Here is a 1,435-nt window from a genome sequence, read left to right as displayed (position 1 = left end):
CACGCCTTTGGGATTGAATCGGGCGCCTCGGCTCGCCGCTCCTTCGCCGGAAGTCGGCTTGAATGCCCAACGTGGATCGTGTGCGCGGTAGCAGGTTCTGACGAACCTCACGCAAACCCGCCAACGGCCATGTGATCGAGATAATCACGGACCGCTGCTGCCTTGCCATCCTTCACCAGCGCCTCAGCCGTGCGTCCCCCAAACGCTGGAAGCGGCTGAGCCCGATACCAAGCCATCGCCTGCTCCTTGCCACCCGCCCAATCCGTCACGCGGCTGATGATCTCGAGCATTTCCCGCAGACGCCCCTGGGTCTTTACCGTGGCGCTACGCTCTGACCGGTAAAGGGTCTCGCGCGCAAGACCGGCAGTCTGGGCTAACTGGCCTTTGGACATGCCAAAACCGTCCGCGACCTGCTCGATCGCAATCTTCCCATTCCGGTCCATGTAGGACAAGATGAGAGGTTCGTTCTGCTCTGGTATCTTGAGTGCATGGGCCACGGTATTCACCATACCATATCGAGAGTCATATTTCTTGTGCAAAAGATATGGCACTTCTCGACAGCTTTCAAGCTCAGGGACAACCGATTTAGGCTGTTGCCACCGCCCTAGCAGGCACGTGGATCAAGCCGACCGTGCGCGCGATTGTGTCGAGGCAGCAAGTTCGGCAAACACCCGTCGCGCCTATGCCGCCGACTGGAGGCATTTTTGCGCCTGCTGCCGGCGTCAGTCGTTTGGCCCACAGCCGCCGGACCCAGAAATCGTCGGCGTCTACATCACGCCCCTAGGCCTCGGGATCGGCAAGGGACAACAAGTCAGTGTCGTCCATCGAGCGCCGCCTGTGTCGTCGCTGACCTGGAACTATACACAACGCGGTCAACCGCTCGACCGGAACGACCGGGCATCGCCACCGTCCTCGTCGGCATCCGTAACAAACACGCCTCCCCGCCCCGTCAAAGGGAAGCCATCCTGCGCGAGGATGTTCTCGCCGTGCAGGAAACGCTCGACCACGTCATACTGCGCGGTCTGCGCGACCGCGCCATGCTGCTTTTAGGCTTCGCCGGCTCCTTGCGCCGCTCCGAAATCGTCGACCTTGATGTTGCGCGCGATCAAACCGAGGACGGTCCGGCTGGATTAATTTTTCCCGGACAAGGGCGTGCTGGTTACGTTGCGGGGCAAGACCGGCTGGCGCGAGGTCGAAATTGGTCGCGGCTCGTCCGACGGTACCTGACAGAGTTGTGCCCACGAGAACCTCAGCCGTCGGGTGCGATCAGCTTTACAGACGGGTCGCGCGGGATCGGGGCGAGTTCCAGGGCCGCCTGTTTGATGAAGGCATCTAGCACTACTTTGGCAGTTTAGGTTTGACGGCGTCTGCGAGCAGCTTCTCACAGTGAGGACATCTGCGGCGTGGCGGCCGCGTGAAGAGGTCGAGAATGGCT

The 1,435-nt window shown here is 61.1% G+C and carries 2 protein-coding genes and 1 pseudogene; 1 reads left to right on the top strand and 2 read right to left on the bottom strand.

Going from position 1 to position 1,435, the window contains the following annotated elements; genetic code table 11:
- Positions 1-111, bottom strand: a 111-nt coding sequence (locus ACFFNA_RS39410; RefSeq protein ID WP_378925701.1) for an RES domain-containing protein, incomplete at its 3' end; no start/stop codon positions are given.
- On the bottom strand, positions 108-497 hold the full coding sequence (locus tag ACFFNA_RS39405) for an antitoxin Xre/MbcA/ParS toxin-binding domain-containing protein (RefSeq protein WP_378925698.1): 390 nt from the start codon (positions 495-497) through the stop codon (positions 108-110). The genes ACFFNA_RS39410 and ACFFNA_RS39405, both read right to left, overlap by 4 nt.
- Positions 498-615: 118 nt before the next feature.
- On the opposite strand from ACFFNA_RS39405, the pseudogene ACFFNA_RS39400 reads away from it, so the two are divergent.
- A pseudogene (locus ACFFNA_RS39400) lies at positions 616-1,224 on the top strand (site-specific integrase); the annotation flags it as partial.
- Positions 1,225-1,435: the final 211 nt, after the last annotated feature.

It is taken from the genome of Mesorhizobium kowhaii, from assembly GCF_042431665.1.
Taxonomy (GTDB): Bacteria; Pseudomonadota; Alphaproteobacteria; order Rhizobiales; family Rhizobiaceae; genus Mesorhizobium; species Mesorhizobium kowhaii.
Note: the sequence above shows the minus strand (reverse complement) of the source record. Positions and strands in the feature narration are given on the sequence as shown.